Source organism: Cecembia sp., from assembly GCF_007126775.1.
GTDB lineage: Bacteria > Bacteroidota > Bacteroidia > Cytophagales > Cyclobacteriaceae > Cecembia.
Window position 1 is genome coordinate 24,021 of sequence record NZ_SLAP01000113.1, and the last position, 18,482, is coordinate 42,502.

The window sequence follows — 18,482 nt, forward strand, 5'->3', positions numbered from 1 at the left end:
CTAAATAATTTGTTGTTTTATGTTTATGCACCCTAGTATTGAAAGATTCGCTGATTTATTGTAAAAAAATCAATTAATTTTCGGAATTATTTAGGGAATTATGAGGCAAGAGCAATGCCCTGTTTGTGGCACTGGCATTAAAGAAGAAACTTCTAATCTTTCCCTGGTTTTATGTGGGAATTGTGGTGTTTCATGGACCTTGATCAATTCTGAAATCGATGCGGAAGCATTGTATGAAGATGAGGTATATGCAGTAGTAGACAACAGGAAATCTATTTTTGAAAGGATAATTTTTGGGGAAGCCAATAATGTAGTCCAAACGGTCAACAAGCTGATCCAGTGGGATTTAAAGCTTCATTGTTTGGATTTTGGATCGGGAAAGGGACAATTTTTACATCAGGCACAGGAAGCGGGGTGGAAGGTTTTGGGAATTGAAACAGCCAAAGAAAGGGCAGGTTTTGCAAGAGAAAAATACGGTGTAGAGGTAATCGGAGATCAATATAAATCAGGCATCGTAGGGGAAGGAAACTTTGATGTAATCAGTCTTTTCCACGTGTTGGAACACCTCCCACAACCTTTGAGTTTACTGCAAGAGCTTGTTCAAAAAAACCTGAGGGCAGGTGGGATTTTGGTGATTGAAGTACCCAACCTGGATAGCTGGCAGCATGCGATTGCGGGAGGCAAATGGCTGCATTTGGATATCCCCAAACACCTGAGTCATTGGAATGAAAAGCTATTGGTGGAAAAGGTTGAAACACTGGGCTTTCAAAAGGTCAAAAGTCAATACTTTTCCTTACATTTGGGGGTTTTAGGTAGTTTAAGTGCATTGTTAGGGAAATTGGGTTACCGGGGAAATATCATTTACGACTTGAAAAACAGGAAAAGTATACCCTTACTTTTAGGCGTAGCCATTGTCCTGCCCATTTCCTTGTTCATGGAAATTTTTGCCTTGCCTTTCCGTAAAACAGGAATTCTGAGGTTATATTTTAAAAAATATGGGTCATAAAGGAAGGGTTATTTTTTTACACAGTTCATCCGAGCTTTATGGGGCTTCCAAGATTTTGATCTATGTGATTGAGATTTTCAAGAAATTGGGCTACTCTACCCTTCTCATACTTCCGGGGGAGGGTCCCTTCCGGGTCGAGGTGGAAAAAAGAGGAATTGAGGTCGTGATACTCAACCTTGGAATATTAAGAAGGAAATATTTCAATCCGATCGGCATCCTGAATAGGGGAAGGAAATTTTTGAAGGCTTACCGCTATTTGAACCAAATCCACAAAGAAGAGCCTATAAAATTAGTGTATTCCAATACTTTAGCAGTAATTGTTGGTGCAATTTTTGCCAAGAGAAATAAAATCAACCATATTTGGCATATTCATGAAATTATTAACTCTCCAAGGTTCTTGGTTAGGTTTTTAGCGAGGCAGATTGATGGTGTCCAAAGAAAACCGATAGTAGTTTCTGAATCTGTTGCCCAGCATTGGTCAGGCTTGTTAAACGTACAGCCGGAGGTTATTCATAATGGCATTGAATACGAACCCTTTTTGAACGGTAAAAAAGCTGTACATGAAAAAACAGGATTGCCAAATGACAGGAAAATAGTGACCATGATAGGGAGAGTAAATCCCGGAAAGGGTCAACTGTTTTTTTTAAAAATGGCGAAAGAAGTAATCAGGGAACATCCCGATGCCCTCTTTTTGTTGGTAGGGGATCCCTATCCAGGTTATGAAAGTATATTGGAGGAGATCGGAGGTTTTATACAAGACCATGGATTGGGAAAACACGTGATGGATCTGGGATTCCGTTCTGATATTCCGGATATTCTGAAGTGTACTCAGGTATTTGTGCTTCCATCTGTTTTGCCGGATTCTTTCCCTACGGTAGTTTTGGAAGCGATGGCTTCTGCGCTTCCCGTGGTGGCTACAAGGTCAGGAGGGGCTTCAGAAATGCTCATAGATGGGGAGACAGGGTACTTGATTGCACCCGAAGATGTAGAAATAGGAAGTGAAAAAATCAACCGCTTATTAGCACATCCTGAAGAGGCAGTGGTAATGGGTATAAAAGGAAGAGACCGAGTATTAAATAATTTTAGCTACGGGCAATTTGCCCAAAAAATGGAAGATTACATATGTCAGTTATTCCCGGAAACGAAAAATTAAAAGTAGCCATACTGGGTGCTAAAGGTTATCCCTATGTTTATGGAGGTTATGACACTTTAGTGAAAGAATTGGGTGAAAGGCTACAAAAAAGAGGGGTAGATCTTAGGGTATATTGTCACCGGGCACTTTTTAAGGAAAAACCTCCAATTGTCAATGGTATCAAATTGATCTACACACCTGCTATTGAAACCAAGAGTCTTACCCAACTCACACACTCTTTCATATCCATGATGCATGCCTGTCTCTCTGATGTAGATGTGATCTTTGTTGTAAATAGCGGAAATGGTCCTTTTGGTGTCATTTCCAGATTTTTCCGTAAACCCACCGCTATCAATGTAGATGGATTGGAATGGTTGCGTCCCAAATGGAGAGGATTTGGCTCAAGGTATTTTATATGGGCTTCGCGTATGGCCACCAAGCATTATGACCATATCATCAATGATTCGGACGAAATGCACAGGATATACAAGGAAATGTTCGGCGTGGAATCCACCGTAATAGCCTATGGTGCCAACCCCGCAGAAAATGCCAATCCTAAGAAAATCGAAAAATGGGGTCTGGAAAAAGGAAGCTATTTCCTCATTGTAGGCAGGTTGGTCCCCGACAATAACGCGGATTTGCTTGTGGAGGGCTTCATCAAATCTGGGTCAAAAAGAAAGTTGGTGATCGTAGGAGATGTTCCCTATCGGGATGAATTTGAATCCAAATTGAAAAAAATCCCAGATGATCGTTTGCTTTTCACTGGTTACGTGACTGATCCGGAAGAATTAAAATCACTATATATCCATTCTTTTGCCTATTTCCATGGGCACGAATATGGTGGCACCAACCCTGCCATGCTCAAAGCTTTGGGTTTCGGTTGTGCAGTACTCGCTTTGGATACCGTGTTCAACAGAGAAATGTTACAAGATGGAAAACACGGTTGGTTCTTTGAAAAGAAAGTAGATGCAGTTACTGCCTGCGTGGAAAAAGCTGAAGAGCAGCCTGAATCCATGAGATTTCTTAGAGAAACAGCCAGAGAAGGACTTACAGACCGGTACAATTGGGATATCGTAACAGAGCAATACCTGGAGGTATTCGAATCCTTGAAAGAGAGTAAGAAAAAATCAAAACTTATCCTTTCAAAATAAAACGGTGGATGACTTCCCACCTGCCCCCGATCCGTTTGAGCAAAGCCAAGTCCTCGACTGCATAAGTAGCCTGAAATTCCTTGCTTTTTATGTGCTGCCAATAGCTTTCAAACTTATTGGGTTTGATATCTTTGAACGCCAGGGTCATATGGGGATGAAAAGCACGATCACTCAGCTCATTGTTAAGCTTTAACTCCAGTTTGCAGAACTTTCCCAAATTCTCCTGCAGTTGATTTAAAACTGCAGATGGTCTGACATGTATGAAAATTACCCTTTTACCAAAGCGGTCAAATCCTTTTAATTCTAAATGGAAAGTAGGATACAGACTTAAAAAATTTTGCATTTTAGAAATCAACCTTTCCTCTTTTAGCTCATTGTAATTAAAAGGCATTTTTACCGTGACATGCGCAGGAGATTTCAGGGCATATTTGAGATTGAAAAGTAATTTTAACTCTTCTTTCATAGCGGTAGCTTCCTTTTGTATTTGGCCCTGAGGCACCAAAGCCAGAAAGTATTTTGCAAGTTCAGTTGCCATTTAACACAAATATAGCCGATTTCAACTCCTTTTGACTTTATTTCAAAAAGCTTTCCGCTAAATTACAGGTAGAATTTTCCAAAGAACATTATAAAAGTGTAAATTAAAGCACCTTATAGCGCACAGTATTATGAAGCATTTCACCAAGGCAATGGTAGGGCTGGATCTCAGCAAAATGGATGATATCCTTTTAGAAAAAGTAGCCCATTTATCTGAAGTATTGGGTATTGAAAAACTGTATTTTATCCATGTGGCCAAAGACCTTTCTCTACCGGAAGAGTTGAAAAGAGAATATCCGGACCTTGCAGCCCCGACCGATGAATCCATCAAAGCAGAAATCCAAACAATGGTTAAGGCACATGGATTTTCTCCTAGAACTGAAATAGAAATCGTTGTTGAAGAGGGCAAACCCATGGACACTGTCCTTCGCTGGGCCAAAATCAAGGATGTTGATGTATTGATCATGGGCCGTAAAGAGGAATTGGAGGGCAGTGGCTCTTTGGCAAAGAATATGGCCCATAGGGCTCCCTGCTCTGTATTATTTTTTACAGAGAAGAGTCCTGTCAGAACTCCAAAAAAACTTTTGGTCCCCATGGATTTTTCAGACCACTCCGTGATGACGCTGGAATTTGCAGAGCGATTGGGCAAAGATATTGGAGCAGAAGTTTTGGGGATGCACGTATACAGCATTCCATTAGGCTATTACAAAACGGGGAAAAGCCATTCCGAGTTTGATGTCATCATGAAAGACCTGGCTAAAAAAGACTATAATAAATTTCTTAAAAAACATGAACTTCCGGAATATGCTTGTCTTTTTTTGCTAAAAGAAGAAGGTAATGAAGGTCGCTTTATCATCAAAGTGGCCAGAGAAAACGATGCGGATATGATTTTGATGGGAAGCCGGGGCAGGACAGCATCTGCTGCGGTATTGCTGGGAAGCATTGCAGAAAAACTGGTCAATGTCAACAATGAAGTGCCCATGTTGATTTTCAAGAAAAAAGGTGAAACCATGAGTTTCTTGGATGCCTTGATGCGGATTTAATCTTCTCTGACAAAGTAAAAACATACCTGATCCCCCAAGCCCTGCTGGTTATACAGCAGGGCTTTGTGTTCGAATGCCTTAAGCTCTTTGGCCGTAAAATGGGCTGTTCCTACATCTTTGAGCGCAATCCCCTCCTTATATAACGCTGTCCCATAAAATTGAAAAGCAGTGCTGTCAAAATCCAAGGATTTTAATTTTAGCCCCACCTTCCCTGCCAAAGTTTTCATGCCGGATATACTCGGTATGTGCAAATGTCTCGGCACATCCAATTGAACCCAATTGACACCTTCCTCTTTCCAGATCTTAGCATCAGTCACAGGTATGCGGACAAGCAGTATTCCCCCTTTTGCAAGCAGGTAATGGCACCTTTGAAGAACTTCTTCAGGCGAGAACATATGTTCCAAGGCATGGTGCATCATAATGAGGTCATATGTACCCTTTATGTCATGGATGGATTTTTTATACAGCTGTATTCCCTTTCCCAAAACCCTGTTTTCCCTGATATAAGGATCATATCCCTCCAGGTTGGTGAAGCCTGCTGCATGCATTTCGTAAAGCAATTGGCCATTACCACATCCTATATCTGCAATCCGTGCATGACTAGACATTTTGGTATACAACATCCATTCCCCAAAAACAGGCTTTAAAAAGTTGACTCCATTCATATATAATCGGTAACGGATTTTCTTTAAGAATTTCCAAAAAAATCCAGACGGAACCAAAGGTGTTAATGAATAATAAGCTGCCGGATAATAATTGTGGAGGTCTTTTGGAATATCTACCAATTGAAGACTGCCACAGGCACTGCATTCTGCCATTTCGAAAGACTCATTGGTCCCGAACATCATTTCTTTGACCTGATGCCTGGGAAATGATCCCTGATGTCCACAATAGGGGCAGGTTAAATCAGCATCAATAGACATTATCTCTGTTGTAGATCAACTCATGGCAGGTTTTCAAACAGATTTTGAGATCCAGCCAAATTGACCAATTTTTAATATAAAAATAATCAAATCTAAAGCGGGAACGGATTTGGAATGGATTTTCAATTTCTCCCCTATAACCTTTCACTTGGGCCAGTCCCGTAATTCCCGGTTTGATCATATGCCTGGAATTGTATTTTTCAATTTGGGATTTAAACTCCTCATTCATCGGTACTGTATGCGGTCTTGGCCCCACTATGGACATATCTCCCACAAGCACATTAAAAAACTGCGGCATTTCATCCAAGGAACTGCTGCGTAAAAATGCTCCTACACGGGTAATCCGGGGATCTCCCTTTTTAGCCTGAACTTGATCAGCATAATCATTGGGTGTCATGGAACGGAACTTCAGGCAATTGAATACTTTATTATTGAATCCATTGCGCTCTTGTTCAAAAAAGATGGGGCCATTGGACTCGAGTTTGATCAAAAGTCCAACCAAAGGCACCAGCCAGCTCATAATGAAAATGATTACAAAGAGGGAAAAGGCAATGTCAAAACTCCTTTTCATCATGCGGTTAAAAGCATTATCAAGGGGAATCTCATTGATATTGATGACAAATAGATCACCATATCTCGAGAAAGACAATTGCTTCTCTAATTGCAGTGAATTACCAGGAATCACCTTAACCTTGATATAGTGCTCGTCTGCAAAATCAATAAGCCTTTTCACCATCTTGGAATCACTGAGCTCATGGATATAGATAATATCTATATTGTTTTCCACCGCATCATTGAAGAATACCTTTAAACTTTCCTTATTTTGAGCAATTTCAGGGCTAAAATCATATTGACCCATAAAGCGAATCCCAAAATCCTTCCTCTTTTCAAGCACGGAAGCTAATTTTTTGCCAATTTGACCATTTCCAAGAATAACAGCATTCCGGAAGTTATAACCTTTGGTCCTGTATTTTTTAAGGATGATAAAAGTACAAATGCGGTAGAAAGAAATGAACAAGAACAAAGAGAAAGACAGGGCAATAAAGAAGATAATGCTGTTGACTCCCTTTAAAACCGGCATCCACAAGATTGCAACAATGACCAAAAACCAGAGTAGCGAGACCACTAATTTGCTAAAAAGCTGGTCAATTTGAGAAGTTCTTTCCCATTTATAATCCTTCCTGAGTATAGTTATAACCATCCATACCATGATAAAAATGGTAAAAATTTCAGCATCGGGCCCATTATATTTTCCTGTACTGCCCATCAAAAATGATACTAAGACGATAGAAAATATCATCACAGTCAAATCCCCAATAACGAATAACCAAGGGAAAAGCCTATCGAAGCGTTTTTTCATAAAAATATAATTCTATTAACCAGGGCCGAATGGAAGTGGCGACTTCCTATTTTGTTTTCTGTTATTAATCAGAAATTTATACCTTTGCACTAAGTTTGATGTAAAATTAATAAAGATTCCTTTAGGGAATTGATTTTGTAGGATAATATTTCAATAATTCTCAAGATTGCCAATCGCCGAATATTTCCATTCTTTTATGCCTAAAATTAGAGCACTCTTGGCTTCCTCTGACCAACCGGATTCTTTTGGCTATGCCATGAGAAACAAAAGGTTTCAGGTATTTGAAGCCCTTATTCAGAAAAATTTTCCTAATGGAAAGGTAATCAAAGTATTGGATGTAGGAGGAACTGCCTACTTTTGGAAAGACCGGGAAATGGTCAAATCCGGAAAACTACAAATTACCTTACTCAATCTTGAGGAAGAAAAAAACCTTTCTAACGGAATCAAAAGCATGGCGGGGAATGCCACTGATCTTTCTATGTTTGAGGAAAATCATTTTGACCTGGTTTTTTCGAATTCTGTCATTGAACACTTGTATACTTGGGAAAATCAACAAAAAATGGCCAGGGAATGCCAACGCATTTGTAAAAAATACTTTATTCAGACTCCCAATAAACACTTTTTTGTCGAAGCCCATTATGCCATTCCTTTTATTCAATACATGCCCAAAAGACTCACCTATAGCATACTTACAAAAACCAGGCTCAGCCGCCTGAGAAAATGGGAACCCCAAGATGCCCAACAATACCTGGATGAAATCAGGCTGATCAATAAAAGAGAAATGCAGGAACTTTTCCCCGATGCCAAAATCTATCATGAAAAAATGCTGGGGATGACCAAGTCATTTACCGCGCATAACATGGGCTGATCCTTGATTTTTCTGGTACAGATTTTGACAGCTATAACACTAGCTAGTCACTGATGAAAAAGGATAAAACCAAAGGCTTATTTTCCCTCATTTTGGGCACATGGATGGTTTTTTTAACCGTCTCATTATCTTTTTTGTCCATAAAAAGCCAAGAATTATCAGACCAAGATGCAGACACACTGGAATACTTGGATCTAGCTTCCTGCACAGCCGGAGTTTCTCTTCAGGAAGCCGGGATTATTCCATGGTATTTTCCTTCCAATTACTTGTCTCCCCTCTGGGAAGTCCTGACTTCAACTAGCTTTGACTTTGAATGCTTTATTGGGCTTGAGATCGAGCGTCTTTTTGGAATTCTACAAAAAGTAGACCCAAACCTTAGCATTAGAAAACTAAAGTTTCCTGCCCATTTTTTTTGGTAAAAGCCATAAAACTTCTCCTTCACACCAATTCCCTGAAATCAGTGGAGTGGCTTCCTGCTGATCTGCTTTCAAGGCAGTCATCCACCTAGCCAAGGTCCCTTTGGAATCAATGATTCCCTCAGAAGGAAAACAATACATTTTACCAATTCATAACAACGGTCTTTCCAAAAAGGCCAAAACACATGATACATGTTTGACATTGATTATCTAACCTTAAGCATAGCGGCGGTATGCATAGCCGCCTTTGCTACCCCTTTCTACTGGAATCATAGAAAATCTGCCCAAAAATTAAAACAGGCAATGTTTCATATCCATGAGGTTTCCAAAAACCTGAAACTCAATCTGCAGGAAAAGGATTCTTGGAACAACCAATATTTCATTGGCCTTGACCCTGAGCAAAAAGTGCTTCTATATGCTGCAGAGATCCATCAAACCCCTCCTTTGACGCTGGACCTGACAACAGTACAGAGGATTAAATTAGAAGAGAAATTCCACGAGTTTGGCCAAGGACGGGATAAAAGAAAAGTGATAGACCGCTTGGATCTTGTTTTGATCATAGCTGGCCAATCTAGTCTTCAACTGGAGTTTTACGATGCGGAAAAGTTTTCCGCTATGGACGGAGAACCTCTTCTGATAAAAAAATGGGAAAAGCTTTTACAATCTTTGCTGCAACAGGTTCCCCGACAGCACGTTACCACCTAATGTAAATTTTTTCTCACCCCGCATCCATCAGGTACTACTTGTACCTTTTGGGTGCGTTTTTTTTGTTTTTTTGTCCACGCCTGCCTGCCTATGGCAGGAATTATTAGGATGACACGAATATAAGGTCAATCAAATAAGTGTCTCCTATTTCCCTTGAGTTAAATGCTCTGCTTTAAATATTACAACTTATGAAAGACTGCGTCTTGATTTATATCACCGAACGCATGATCAGGCGCTAGCCGCCTTAATTCGCTCCAATCCAATCATTCGTGCATATACGTGTAATTCGTGGACAAAGAAAATAGGACTCAACAATCAAAGTTAAATTCAACTCCTCACGGAGTTGGGCGGACCGAGGGTTTGATCACCATTTCCCCGAGTTGCTACTCGGGGCAAATAACCTTCGGTATTGAACGCTTACCGCGTTCTGACTCCCATACAAAACCAAATTCCCAAACTTTCCCATCTCAAACCTTTTTGCCTTGGTTCTTACTATCTCCTCTTAATGAAAGCCTTTACTCCTTCATGATTCACTACTTCCTAAATCCGCCTTCCGACATCCCACCATTTCCATAGCTCTTAAAACCCACTCTCCCCTACCGGCCCCCCACCCATGACTTTGTAAAATCGGGCATATGCAGACAGCAAAGACTGTTGCAAAAAGACCAACTCCAATTCGGCATCAAAAGCCTGTCTCTGGGACTCCAGTACCTCCAGGTAAGAAGTGACACCCTGCGAATACCTTTCCCCACTTAAAAACTGAGCACTCAAAGCGGAACCCTTCCTTTCCTTAGCAATGTCTATTTCCTGCATTAGGGTCCTGATTTCAACTTTTACATCCTCCACTTCCCTTAAGGCATTTAAGACCGTATTTTCATAAGCAAACAAGGCCTGAAACTCTTTGCTTTGTTCAATATCTATCATTCTTCTGATCTGGCCCCAAAAAAATATTGGGCCCACTAACTGCCCCCCAATGTTCCACAAAGGATTACTGAAATTTAGCGTACTGAGATCATCCGATATGATACCCAAGGTAGCATCGAGACTGATGGCAGGTAACCTTCTGGCTTTAGCAGCTCCAACCTGAGCATTCTGAGACATCAACTGGTATTCAGCGGCAATGATATCCGGCCTATTGATCAACAGGTCGGCAGGCTGAAACTGATCTATATCCACATGCATATTTAGCGCTTCAATACCGGCTTCGTTAGCAAAACGCATGGGATTCATTCCGATCAGAAAACTTAATGCATTCTCCAATTGAATAGATTTCCTTTGAAATTTTGGAACTGTGCCGGCTGCGATGGTTTTCAATATGTTGGACTGGTCTACATCGGTCTGCTGCACAATCCCCTTATCAAACCTGGCCACGATAATCTGATGCATGCTGTCCCTGAGCGCAAGGTTGCTTTGTGCAATTTCCAACTCTTCTAATGCCTGAAGCCAATTGAAATAAGTAGTAGCTATATCAGCAATTAGGGAAATCTGAAGGCTCTGTAATCCAAATTCACTACTTAACAATTGGTAACGCGCCGCATCTGATAGGTTTCTGAGCCTACCCCAAAAATCAATTTCCCAATTCAATCCAGTACCAGCAATGTACAGCTCATTGACCTGGCCTATCTGATTAAACAAAAAATTACCCCGTTCCGCAGAAGCCTGTGCCCCAAATTTGGGCAGCAACTCTGCATTTTGGATCCTGAGTGCCATCCGCGTCTGTACGATGCGTTCTGCTGCAATCAATACATTCCTATTGTACTGCAATCCTGTTTTGATCAAAGTATCCAACAATGGATCTTCAAAATATTCCCACCAAAGCAAATTGGCATTCCCGCTTTTTGATAAGTCCAAGGTATTGACTATTTCATCCTCGCTTACCTGACCAAATGCCTGCTTTTCGGTATCAGGAATACTCAGGTCTACCCCCTGATAAGGCTTGCCGGCTTTACAAGCCGCCAAAAGCACCAACAAAGAAAATATTCCTATTGCCTTTTTCATACTTCCATGGATTTATCAGCCTGCACCAAATCCCTCTTCTGCTCATATTTAAACAATTTACCCACCAGGACAAAAAGCATGGGATAAAGAAAAACTCCTAAAAGCGTGGCAATACCAATACCGCCAAGCAAAGCCATTCCCATCACTTTTCTTGCTTCCGCCCCGGATCCGGAGGCTAAAATCAAAGGAAGAATCCCCAAAACAAAGGAAAATACCGTCATCAGAATGGGTCTGAACCTCAATTTTGCAGCCTCTACAGCAGAATCAAACAAAGTAAGCCCTTCATCAAATTTCATTTTGGCAAACTCCACAATCAAAATGGCATTCTTCGCTGCCATGGCAATCAATAGGATCAGGGAAATCTGCGCGAAAATATTGTTCTCAAAACTCAGACTGAAAACCCTTGCCAAAGACAAAAACAGAAATGCCCCAAAAATGGCAAATGGGGTACCTAAGAGTATACTCAAGGGTAGGGACCAACTTTCATATTGTGCTGCTAGAATGAGAAATACCAAGAAGAAGGAAAAAGCAAAAATGACTCCTGCAGAACCGGAGGATTTCTTTTCCTGAAAACTCATGCCATTCCAGCTAAAATCCATATTGTCCGGCAACACTTCATTGGCCACTTCTTCCAAGGCATTCAAAGCTTGAATGGAACTGTATCCAGCTGCAGGAACCCCTGTAACCTCTGCCGAACGGAACAAATTGAAACGGTTGGTATATTCAGGACCACTCACCTCTTTGACATCCAAAAACGTACTGATAGGAACAGACTCTCCTTTGTTGTTTTTCACAAAAAACAGTTCCAAACCCTTTTCGTTTTGTCTGTATTCGGACTCGGCCTGCACATAAGCCCTGTAAATTCTGCCAAACTTGGTAAAGTCATTGACATAAGCCCCTCCTAGAAAAGCCCCAAAAGTCTGATACACTTCCTGAAGATTGACCCCGGTTTTCAAAATCTTATCATTATCCAGGTCAATAAAACGCTGTGGCACTGAAGCCTGAAACTGGGTGGAAGCTCGGGCAATCTCCGGCCTTTGGTTGGCAGCCTGGATAAAGGCCAGCGTATTTTCGAAAAGGTAGCCGGGATCTCCACCGGTTTTATCTTGAATCATGATGCTGAAACCTGCCCCAGAACCCAACCCGGGTATGGCTGGAGGACCAAATGCAAAAGCCACTGCATCTTTGATCTCTCTGTTGAGCAGGCCATTGATTTTAGCCACCACATCTTTGGCCGTGATGCCAGGCCGCTCCTCCCAATCTACCAAAGAGATGAAGACAAAAGCCGAATTGGTGCTCAAAGCGTCGGCAAGCATGTTGTAGCCCACAGCTGTTGAATAGTCCTCAATTTCTTCTACTTCTTTCAATATTTTTTCGATTCTTGCAGCCACCTCATCTGAACGCTGAAGGCTGGCTGCACTGGGCAGCTGTATGCCCAAGAAAACATAGCCTTGATCCTCTTCAGGAATAAAGCCTCCTGGAAGTCGGGCACCTAAAATTCCAGCAGCAACTACCGTCAATAAAATCAAAATAGCCCCTCTTTTAAGTTTTCCGGCCACTACGGTCGTAAATGAAGTGTAACTTACAGTCGCTTTGTCAAATCCCCGATCAAAACTGTTAAAAAAGCGGCCCAAGAGCCCTTTTCTTTCTCCCTCTTTTTTTGGCCTAAGGATGAGTGCACATAAGGCCGGAGAAAGGGAAAGGGCATTGATGCTGGAAATGATTACAGAAACTGCAATGGTAATCGCAAACTGCTGATAGAGCTTTCCGGTAATACCAGGAATGGCCACCACAGGAACAAAAACCGCCACCAGCACCAAACTTGTGGCGATAATCGGAGCGGTAACCTCTTTCATCGCTTCGGTAGTGGCCTTTTTGACACCCATGCCTTCTTCCATTTTGACCTGAACCGCTTCTACCACCACAATGGCATCATCCACCACAATTCCAATGGCCAATACCAGTCCTAGCAGAGAAAGCACATTGATGCTAAATCCCAATAAAGGGAACAACATAAAAGCACCGACCAAGGAAATGGGAATGGCCAAGGTGGGGATCAAAGTAGCTCTCCAATCTTGGATAAAAATGAAAACAACCAAAATCACCAATAATAAAGCGATGATCAAGGTCTCAATGATCTCATTGATCCCAGCAGTTATGGGTTTGGTCGCATCCAAGGAAACGAGGTAATCCACTCCTTCAGGGAAGCCTTCAGCTAATTGCGCCAATTCCTTTTTCACATCTTCCGCAACCTGCACGGCATTGGAACCCGGAGATTGATAGATAGAAATCAAGGCTGCATCCTGTGCATTGGTCCGGGTAAAAGCAGAATAGCTCTCCGTACCCAATTCAATTCTGGCAATATCCTTCAATCGGACCTGTGAACCATCCTCATGTGTCCTTACGATAATGTTACTAAAAGCCTCTTCAGTCTGCAACCTTTCGGGCAAACGCACTACATAAGTAAATTCTGTTCCGGGAGGAGCGGGCTCAGCACCAAATTTACCACCGGGAACTATGGCATTCTGACTTCTGATCGCTTGGGTGATCTCTCCAATGGTGATGCCCATTTTGGCCAACATGTCCGGCTTGACCCATATTCTCATGGAATAATCGGAGGCTCCGATCACTGCTACCCGGCCTACACCAGGTATCCTGGCTAACCTGTCCTGAATATTAATAATGGCATAATTACCTAAAAACTGCTGATCATATTGCTGGGTCGGAGAAACCAGGGACAACAACAATAGGATATTGGACATGGACTTTTGGGTGGTGACTCCCAAGCGGGTCACTTCCTCCGGCAACTTGGCCATGGCTGAAGAAACCCGGTTTTGAGTGAAAACCGTGTTCATATCCGGGTCGGTTCCGATATCAAAGGTAACCTGAACACTGACCGTACCATCATTGGAATTGGTAGACTTCATGTAAATCATGTTCTCCACCCCATTGATCTGTTGCTCTAGGGCCGAAGCCACAGATTGCTCCACTGACACCGCATTAGCACCGGTGTATTTGGCACTGACCCTCACCACAGGCGGGGTAATATCAGGATATTGCTCGATCGGCAAGGTGGATAAAGAAACCAAACCAACCGTCACTGTGATGATGGCAATAACAATTGCTACAATGGGCCTCCTGACAAAAAAATGATGTTGTTCTTTCGTTGGGTTTTCCATTATCAATTATTTACAGCCTTTTCAACAATAACCTTTTGACCGGTTTTGACTGTCATCAGTCCCTCCATCAGTACAACTTCTCCTTTAGATAAGCCTGACTGTACCACAAACTGATCTTCAAAACTCTCTAAAATCTCTATTCTTTTTTGACTGACTATCCCATCATCCCCTACCACAAAGACATTGTAAAAGCCCTGAAGTTCAAAAACAGCCCGTTGAGGAACCAACAAGGCATCGGGTAAAAGATTAACTACCCCTCTTACTTTTCCAAATTGTCCAGGCCTTAACAACTTTTGAGGATTGGGAAAAATACTTTGCACCAAAATCGCCCCTGTACCCGAATCCACATTTCTATCTAAAAAGGTGACTTTTCCCTTATAAGGGAAAAGTTCATCATCGGCAAGGAAAAGCGCTAAATTGTATTCCATATCCCTTACCCTTAATTTTTCATCGGCCATGATTTGCCGGGCAAAGGTGATATAATCTTTTTCTGTCAGAAAGAATTCCACTATTATGCTGTCGATTTGGGAAACAGTATTTAGAATAACCGGGTTGGGCGCTCTTCCCACGTATTCTCCCACTTTGGCATTGGATTTTCCTATAATTCCTGTGATGGGCGCATAGATTCTGGAATAACCCTGATTGATATTGGCCAGATTAAGGTTAGCTTCGGCAGCCTTCACCGCTTCTTGAGCGGCATCCCTTCTTGCCATGGCTGCATCCATGTCCCGTTTACTGATGGCGTTGATCTCTGCAAGGGGAACAATACGCGAAAGGTCATTTTCGGCATTGACTAAATTGACTTTTGCTTCAGATAGCCTACTTTGCTCCCTGCTTTGTCCCTCTCTGAGAGGACTGTCATCAATGGTATAGAGCAGTTGGCCCTTTTTGACCTCAAAGCCTTCGTCAAAGTGAATTCTTTCCAGAAACCCATCCACCCTGGCCCTGATCGGGATATCTGCCCTACCATAGACCTGTCCGACAAAATCTTTGGTTATCGGGACTTGTTGTTGTTTAACTTCAACGGCTTTCAGAGTAGGTACTGCCTGCGCAGGCTGATCCTTTTGGGAACATGCGCTAAAGCCCAAAACCAATAAAAGCATGGAAATGTGAACAAGACTCTTCATAGAAAAGATAATTCTTAGAATTTTGGAACAAAATCAAATGTATCAAAATCTAAATTCCTATGAAAACAATTCATTGCAAATAAAAATATAAGGCACAATCTGTATCTTTTTTGCCCATTAATCCCAAATTATCGAAAAGCTTGGTGATTATATTGGATTCACTGATCCTTTGAAAGCCGCATTGCCTCTTTTCTGGTCAATTTTTTGATGAATTCCACTTTCCGGAAGCGCAGTGCACTCCAGTCATCGTCTATGGCCACTTGCCTGACACCCTCTAATTGGTATTTACCTAGTGCTTGCCAACCTGTATCCCTATTGAATTCGCAGGTATATTTTTTAGAGGAGGCTTTTGGGTAACAATACCAAAGGACGGCATCTCCTTCCAACTTAGGATAAATGGCCGCAAAACTGCTTTCAATTTCCGGTAAGGTTTTGACAAAAGCCATAACGAAATGCAGCTTGTCTATACCTTCCAATGATTTCAAAATTTGTGTTTTGGAAACCATTTGATCCATTTCACTTTCAAAGGACTCAGGACTATTGATCACCAGGATATGAGGGTGTTCCTTAAAATTCAGTTTTTTAAAAAGTGGGGTCATTATTTTTCCCAATTAAAGTTTCAGTATCATCAGTCGATAGCTATCATTTATTTTTATTCAATACTTCGTGCAGATCAGTGAAAATATTTTTTATCCCCTGGAGCTTTTCCTGACATCCTTCTTTCCTTTTGCCTTGGTTGCTTAAAGCAACCCTTTAAAGCCCTTAACTCCTTAATGGTTCACCCACTTGGCTCTTTTTCCCACCCTGCAGCCTGGCCCTGAGCTAAAAAGCTCTACAAGAGCTTTTCTTTACGCTCAGTCCCCCGTACATCCTGGCCTCCCGAATCGCATTGCTCTGGGGATTGGTTGTCACTAAATCCCGAGCTATCGGGACCAAAGGGATCATTTTTTTACGCTCCGTCCTACCTTCCCAAATCCTACTTCAATTCCGATTCACCTTTCCCAATCCACTCACGTTTTCCGTCACCTGCTTGGGGTTACCGGTATAGCTGACCGAACCGATACCGGAAACATTCATCTGCAATTCCTCTTCAGCATGCACCGCAATCTTGCCTATACCCGAACTGGTCAAATCCACCTTTTGAGAGATTAATTTAGAAGCATCAATATTACCCAGGCCTTCATTTTCTAAGCGGAATTCCCGGGCAAAGCCCTTGAGTTCCATATTGCCTACAAAATTCAACTCTGCTTTCACCATTTCTGCTTCCAATTCCAACACAATATTCCCCACACCTTTTCCTGAAATAAAGAGTTCGTCTAAATCCAGCATGGAAGAAGTTTTGATCTGACCTGCCCCTTCAAATTCCAATTCTCGCAGATCTTTTAATTGAAGGAAGACTTCAATCTTCTCATTCTTTCCCCAGGATGTTTGGCCTTCTTTGAGACTAATGCTGAGCAAATCTCCCCGCTGCTCTACCTTGAGTTGATCCACCCATTTTGAATCTCCCTCCACGCGAAGAGATTCCGAGTCTCCTTGGGAAAGATTCAAGTTGATGATACCTGATACCCTGAGCCTGTTAAAAGGCTTCAGGCTTCTTTCTTCTTCGACCTGCTCGCCACTATAGATGGAATCACTGGGTTGGCAGGAAAATAAAAGCCCGCCCAAAAAGGCTAGCATCAGAAGGATATTGTTTTTTTTCATAAGCTGGGTTTTTTAGGATACAAAATCTTAATTTGTTCTAAATCGGACAAATATTTGTCGAAATCTGATATCGGATATCTAATATACTGAATTTTACAGAAGAAGTGTTTTTTAAGCGAGATTGATTTTATCGGAGGAGTGGAGCCTAATTCTATCGATGGGCATATGGAATAGACCATGTACTTTACCGCTCAACTTGCATTGAAATGGAGTAAGGGCATGAATATACACCTGCATGAAAAGGGCGAGTCCGGATTGAAAACAGTGGAGTTTCTGATTGCCAAAGTCAACGAAAACCCAGTACTGAAAGGATGTACCTATTTCAGTCATTGTTTTATTCTGGAAGCATTGGATAGCCGGAAACTTGAGGCGACCTGCAAAACCCAGAAAGATGCGCAGATAGGCTATAATGTGATGCCTATTCCCTAGCTATTGGAGCTTGGCATTCCTTTAAAGCAATTGTGCCATAAAGGCAATTTGGAGTTTGAAAGTGAAAATTGTCAGGAAGGCTGGAAATAAATTTTTGGGAATTTAAAACTATTCATAATCAGGTAATTACGGTGATCAGCCGCCATTTTAGAAGAAAATAGTCAATGCTTGGTATAACTGGTCAATACGGCAAGAGTTCTTTCTGATTGATGGAATGGTATTTGCACGTTTTAAAGTAGTTAAATGAATTTGTAACCTTAAACCAAAACAACCATGAAACGTAACGAACTGATTCTTAAACTTCAGGAATGTGCCAATGCATGTTTTCATTGTGCGGATGCCTGCCTTCAGGAAGAAGATGTGAAACACATGAAAGACTGTATCCAAACAGATCATGTCTGTGGTTCAGTATGCTTGACCACAAGTAAGGTACTTTCGGGTAGTTTTGAAGAAGTAAATGAACTGATTAAGTATTGTGCAAAAATCTGTGGAATATGCGCTGATGAATGCGGGAAACATGCACATGACCATTGTCAGGCATGTGCCAAATCTTGTCAAAGCTGCAAAGAAGCTTGTTTGGCTTATCTTAATAATTAGACAAATATCTTGGCTGATCTTTTTCGCATCAGGCTTTTTTTAATTTTTAGATTAAAATTTTAGAGCTGTCGCATGGGGTTTAGCTTGACTTCGATTTCCATGGTGATAATTTTTTAAGTTATCTTCATATCATAAAAGCTATGCCCAAAAAGTCAAACTTCTCCGTATTCAGACCCTATCCCGAGCAGAAAATCTCTGTGCCCAGGTTTTCGGAGGAAGCTGGTTTTTACACCACCCCGCAGCGGTCTTTCAACATGTCCCAAATAAAGGGCAATAACACCAAGCCTGAAAAACTGCTCAAAAAAGCCCTTTG

General features: G+C 41.6%; 17 protein-coding genes. 9 read left to right on the top strand and 8 right to left on the bottom strand.

What is annotated here, in order from left to right; genetic code table 11:
- Nucleotides 1-100 precede the first annotated feature (100 nt).
- The 3 genes from QZT73_RS07720 to QZT73_RS07730 are packed head-to-tail and all read left to right on the top strand — an operon-like array spanning nt 101 to nt 3,289.
- A complete protein-coding gene (locus tag QZT73_RS07720; protein ID WP_291787507.1) occupies nt 101-1,006 on the top strand; it encodes a class I SAM-dependent methyltransferase in 906 nt (301 codons plus the stop codon).
- Nucleotides 996-2,159: a glycosyltransferase family 4 protein gene (locus QZT73_RS07725; RefSeq protein ID WP_291777404.1), complete on the top strand. Its 1,164-nt coding sequence runs from the start codon at nt 996-998 to the stop codon at nt 2,157-2,159. Before QZT73_RS07720 ends, QZT73_RS07725 begins: the two co-directional genes overlap by 11 nt.
- The gene (locus QZT73_RS07730) at nt 2,129-3,289 is read left to right on the top strand and encodes a glycosyltransferase (RefSeq protein WP_291777407.1); all 1,161 of its coding nucleotides are present in this window, start codon (nt 2,129-2,131) and stop codon (nt 3,287-3,289) included. Before QZT73_RS07725 ends, QZT73_RS07730 begins: the two co-directional genes overlap by 31 nt.
- Here QZT73_RS07730 and QZT73_RS07735 read toward each other — a convergent pair.
- Entirely contained in the window at nt 3,273-3,824 is a 552-nt protein-coding gene (locus tag QZT73_RS07735) for a 2'-5' RNA ligase family protein (protein ID WP_291777410.1), read from the bottom strand. The two genes, QZT73_RS07730 and QZT73_RS07735, sit on opposite strands and share 17 nt — an antisense overlap.
- A 130-nt stretch (nt 3,825-3,954) precedes the next feature.
- On the opposite strand from QZT73_RS07735, the gene QZT73_RS07740 reads away from it, so the two are divergent.
- Nucleotides 3,955-4,866 (top strand): universal stress protein, encoded by a 912-nt coding sequence (locus QZT73_RS07740; RefSeq protein WP_291777413.1) that lies wholly within the window; start codon nt 3,955-3,957, stop codon nt 4,864-4,866.
- Here the strand turns inward: QZT73_RS07740 and QZT73_RS07745 are convergent.
- Nucleotides 4,863-5,789: a class I SAM-dependent methyltransferase gene (locus tag QZT73_RS07745; RefSeq protein WP_291787509.1), complete on the bottom strand. Its 927-nt coding sequence runs from the start codon at nt 5,787-5,789 to the stop codon at nt 4,863-4,865. The two genes, QZT73_RS07740 and QZT73_RS07745, sit on opposite strands and share 4 nt — an antisense overlap.
- Complete coding sequence (locus QZT73_RS07750) at nt 5,779-7,149, bottom strand: exopolysaccharide biosynthesis polyprenyl glycosylphosphotransferase (RefSeq protein ID WP_291777419.1); 1,371 nt, start codon at nt 7,147-7,149, stop codon at nt 5,779-5,781. The genes QZT73_RS07745 and QZT73_RS07750 overlap by 11 nt, the downstream gene beginning before the upstream one ends.
- 196 nt (nt 7,150-7,345) lie before the next feature.
- Between QZT73_RS07750 and QZT73_RS07755 the strand changes: the two genes are divergently transcribed.
- The 3 genes from QZT73_RS07755 to QZT73_RS07765 all read left to right on the top strand — a co-directional run bounded on the left by QZT73_RS07755 (nt 7,346) and on the right by QZT73_RS07765 (nt 9,138).
- Entirely contained in the window at nt 7,346-8,017 is a 672-nt protein-coding gene (locus tag QZT73_RS07755) for a class I SAM-dependent methyltransferase (protein ID WP_291777423.1), read from the top strand.
- A 53-nt stretch (nt 8,018-8,070) separates the two neighbouring features.
- Nucleotides 8,071-8,436, top strand: coding sequence for a hypothetical protein (locus QZT73_RS07760; RefSeq protein ID WP_291777426.1), 366 nt, complete (start codon nt 8,071-8,073; stop codon nt 8,434-8,436).
- A 189-nt stretch (nt 8,437-8,625) separates the two neighbouring features.
- Nucleotides 8,626-9,138 carry a hypothetical protein gene (locus QZT73_RS07765; RefSeq protein WP_291777429.1) on the top strand — a complete coding sequence of 171 codons (513 nt, stop codon included), beginning with the start codon at nt 8,626-8,628 and terminating at the stop codon, nt 9,136-9,138.
- 579 nt (nt 9,139-9,717) lie between these two features.
- Here QZT73_RS07765 and QZT73_RS07770 read toward each other — a convergent pair.
- The 5 genes from QZT73_RS07770 to QZT73_RS07790 form a co-directional block, all read right to left on the bottom strand.
- Nucleotides 9,718-11,136 carry an efflux transporter outer membrane subunit gene (locus tag QZT73_RS07770; RefSeq protein ID WP_291777433.1) on the bottom strand — a complete coding sequence of 473 codons (1,419 nt, stop codon included), beginning with the start codon at nt 11,134-11,136 and terminating at the stop codon, nt 9,718-9,720.
- Entirely contained in the window at nt 11,133-14,315 is a 3,183-nt protein-coding gene (locus QZT73_RS07775; protein ID WP_291787511.1) for an efflux RND transporter permease subunit, read from the bottom strand. The genes QZT73_RS07770 and QZT73_RS07775 overlap by 4 nt, the downstream gene beginning before the upstream one ends.
- A 2-nt stretch (nt 14,316-14,317) precedes the next feature.
- Entirely contained in the window at nt 14,318-15,442 is a 1,125-nt protein-coding gene (locus tag QZT73_RS07780; RefSeq protein WP_291777439.1) for an efflux RND transporter periplasmic adaptor subunit, read from the bottom strand.
- A 158-nt stretch (nt 15,443-15,600) separates the two neighbouring features.
- The gene (locus QZT73_RS07785) at nt 15,601-16,041 is read right to left on the bottom strand and encodes a hypothetical protein (RefSeq protein ID WP_291787512.1); all 441 of its coding nucleotides are present in this window, start codon (nt 16,039-16,041) and stop codon (nt 15,601-15,603) included.
- A gap of 382 nt (nt 16,042-16,423) precedes the next feature.
- Nucleotides 16,424-17,143 (bottom strand): head GIN domain-containing protein, encoded by a 720-nt coding sequence (locus QZT73_RS07790; protein WP_291787514.1) that lies wholly within the window; start codon nt 17,141-17,143, stop codon nt 16,424-16,426.
- 219 nt (nt 17,144-17,362) lie between these two features.
- Between QZT73_RS07790 and QZT73_RS07795 the strand changes: the two genes are divergently transcribed.
- Both QZT73_RS07795 and QZT73_RS07800 read left to right on the top strand, forming a co-directional pair.
- Nucleotides 17,363-17,572 carry a hypothetical protein gene (locus tag QZT73_RS07795; RefSeq protein WP_291787516.1) on the top strand — a complete coding sequence of 70 codons (210 nt, stop codon included), beginning with the start codon at nt 17,363-17,365 and terminating at the stop codon, nt 17,570-17,572.
- A 273-nt stretch (nt 17,573-17,845) separates the two neighbouring features.
- Nucleotides 17,846-18,169 carry a four-helix bundle copper-binding protein gene (locus QZT73_RS07800; protein ID WP_291777451.1) on the top strand — a complete coding sequence of 108 codons (324 nt, stop codon included), beginning with the start codon at nt 17,846-17,848 and terminating at the stop codon, nt 18,167-18,169.
- Nucleotides 18,170-18,482: the final 313 nt, after the last annotated feature.